The following is a 2,970-nucleotide window of genomic DNA, read 5'->3' as shown; positions in this document are numbered from 1 at the left end:
GGGGAAGGTCTCCTGTGATGTTGTCGACCTGGAGCAGCCTGGACGGTCCAGCACGCGATGGCTGCCCGGGCTGCTCGGGAGTCGCTTTCTGTCTGGCCGAAGTCTACTCGGAGGGCGCGATCTGTTCCACCACACTTCGTTTCCAAGTTGTGAACTGTGGTCGCCCGTGAGGGCGGCGCGTCTCTCTTCCTGCGCAGCGCCCTCTCGACGGGAATCAGGCGGGCGGATCTCGAAGCGCTCACCACACCTACAGGCGTGAGAGGAGAGGGTCTTGAGCTCGATACCAGATGCGCGGGCACTCGAAGCGCTGCGCCGTGACGGCGAGGCCGCCATGGCAAGGCTTGATCGGCACTGCATCGACGTTGCGGTCTACTGGAAGCAGGCAGACGATCTCGACGATCCGTCTCGATCGATGCGTTTCTCCGATGCGTGTCTTGTGGGAGAGGCCCTCGAGACGGTTCGCGGCCTTCTTCCGAATCCGGGGGAGGCCTGTGACGACGTGGGGCTGCGGGTTGCCGCAGCCGATCTTCGTGGGAAGGCAGCGGCGGTGTCGAGCCAGCTGCGCATGCGTCGAGATCCGCTGGGGCGCGCCTTGCACACGGCCTTCGATCGTGACAGCCACGCCTGCGTCGAGGCGCTCGAGGCGCTGCTCGCCGCGGTGGCCGAGATCGAGGAGAGCCTCCTGTCGTCGGCCGAGCGCCGTCTGGTGGCCAGCCTTCCCGTGCTGCGCACGGGGGGTGTGTGGTCGCACCGCCGTGGCGTTCGAGGTCGGCGCGCATCTCGAGGGCGATCAGCCCTCCCTGCTGTGCAGGGGAATCGTCTGGCAGCAGTCGTTCTCCATGTCTCGTGCCCGCCCCATGTTTGAATGCCTCGAGCGTGGCGCGGTGGCCGAGGCGCATGCCTACCTCATCGACACGGGCGAGTGCTACGAGGGCATCGATGCCTACTGCCCGGACTGCGATCGGGTCTACTGCAAGATGCACTATCGCTGCCAGGACGAGTACGATGACGGGTTCTACGACTACACCCAGGGAACGTGCCCCACAGGGCACCGCCGTCGGGTGGCCGACTGAGACAATCTCGTACCTGCGCGGGCGCTGACCTTCGCGCGCGGCGAAGGAGGCCAGGGCGCGCGAACGGAAGCACGCCCCCGTGAGAATCCTCATCTGCGGATACTGCGTCGTCGAGCCGAACGGCCAGCTGCTCATCGGCACCTACAAACGCGCCCTTCGCTTAGGGATGGGTCTCTACGCGCGCGGCCATCGCGTGGCGCTCCACGCGGGGGGGCGCGACTTCTACCAAGACGATCTCACCCGCCGCGCCCACGAGGCGTTTCACCTGTTTCGTACCGAGTCGATGGACGCTACCGTGGACGACGTGCGCGAGGGCCTGCGCAGCCAGATGGCGCGCTTCGGTCCGCATCTGGTGGCCCTGGCCGAGGTTCCCATGGGCGGCCCCATGCTCGAGGCCGCGCTCTGCGCCATTGAGGCCGGCATTCCCGTGGTCTACCTCGACAACGTCTACAACGCCACCTTTGCGCACTACTTCCTGCGCAACCACGGCGCGCTGGCAGACGCCATCGTCTTCACGGGGGTGAGCGCCTGCCACGGTGAGGCGATGCCGGCGCACGTCTGCCAGGTGGGGCCCTTCGTCGAGCCCCGAGCTGACGCGGCCCGCGCCTTGCTGGGGCCCGCGCGCGAAGGTCAGCGGCTCATCACCGTGCTCGGCTACGACGACGGGGTGCGCGATCTGGGCACGCGCATCGTCACGGCCCTGGCCCGAGAGATCGATGTGCGCGCGGTGGTCATCACGCGCACGTCCGCGCCGGCCGATCTGCCGCCGTCGGTGACCTACATGCACCCACCAAATGAGGAGACCCTGGCCGGCTTGATGCAGATCTCCGACCTGGCCGTCGGCAAGTGCGCCTTCCAGCAGATCACGGAGTGCCTCATGCTCGGCACGCCGTTCATCGGGCTCTACTACGAGCGGTTCTTCGACGCCGAGATACTGCCGCGCGAAGCCAAGCGCTTCATTCATACCACGAGCCGTCTCGAGCCAGACGAGTCCACCCTGGCGGCGGCCCGGCGCTTTCTCGACCCGGCCTGCGTGCCCGGCGCCGACGTGCACGCGAGCGCCGATCCGTCGACCCTGCAGGCCTGCCGCTTCCTCGAAGAGCTTCCGAAGACGCCGCGCACCGGCACCGTCCACGAGTGCGCCGTGCTGGGCTTCACGCCAGAGCGCCTGCAGGGCGCCCTCGGCCTGTCGGCGCCGCCGCTCGAGGCGCGCGCCACCATGGTGCGCGCCCTCGACGAGCGGCGCATCTGGTCGATCATCGCGCGTGACGCAGAGGGTGCCTGGCATCGCCTGTGGGGGAGCATCCACGCGTCGCGCGAGGCCCTCGAGCGCGACGTGAAGAGCGCAGGTGAAGAGGGGCGGCGCGTTCTGCACGCATCGCCGGAGGCGTGGGTGACCCTCGAAGAAGATCTCGGGTTCGAGCGCCTGCCGGAGCTGATCTAGCGATGGAGGGCGCATCGACCCTCCGAGTGCTGCTCTACCACCACGTTCACGATGGCCCGGACGGGTCGTTCCGCATCACCCCCGCGCGGTTCCGCCGCCAGATGGAGGCGCTGCTGGCCGCGTGGTACGTGCCGGTGACCCTCGATCGGGTGCTCGACGCCGGACCGACGCGCCCGCTGCCGGCCAATGCGGTGCTCATCACGTTCGATGACGCCTATGAAGACGTGTTCGAGCACGCGCGTCCCATCTTGCGCGAGCTCGAGGTTCCGGCCACGCTGTTCGTCATCACCGATGTCGTGGGGGGAACCAATTCCTGGGATGCGGGAATGCCGCCCCATCGGCACATGACCGCAGAGCAGATCGGTGAACTGGCGCGCGAGGGATGGAGCATCGGCTCGCACTCGCGCACCCATCCGGCGCTCACGTCTGCCGACTGCGACCTCGAGGCCGAGC

Annotated in this window: 4 protein-coding genes; all 4 read left to right on the top strand. The window is 68.1% G+C overall.

Annotated features, from left to right (window positions below):
- The first annotated feature begins 271 nt into the window (after positions 1-271).
- Complete coding sequence (locus EB084_22835) at positions 272-865, top strand: hypothetical protein (protein NDD31100.1); 594 nt, start codon at positions 272-274, stop codon at positions 863-865.
- Positions 858-1,073, top strand: a complete 216-nt coding sequence (locus EB084_22830) for a hypothetical protein (protein ID NDD31099.1) — start codon at positions 858-860, stop codon at positions 1,071-1,073. Before EB084_22835 ends, EB084_22830 begins: the two co-directional genes overlap by 8 nt.
- A gap of 79 nt (positions 1,074-1,152) precedes the next feature.
- Positions 1,153-2,517 carry a hypothetical protein gene (locus EB084_22825; protein NDD31098.1) on the top strand — a complete coding sequence of 455 codons (1,365 nt, stop codon included), beginning with the start codon at positions 1,153-1,155 and terminating at the stop codon, positions 2,515-2,517.
- Between the two features lie 2 nt (positions 2,518-2,519).
- Positions 2,520-2,970, top strand: a 451-nt coding sequence (locus EB084_22820; GenBank protein NDD31097.1) for a polysaccharide deacetylase family protein, incomplete at its 3' end; no start/stop codon positions are given.

The sequence above is a fragment of the Pseudomonadota bacterium genome, assembly GCA_010028905.1.
GTDB lineage: Bacteria > Vulcanimicrobiota > Xenobia > RGZZ01 > RGZZ01 > RGZZ01.
Note: the sequence above shows the minus strand (reverse complement) of the source record. Positions and strands in the feature narration are given on the sequence as shown.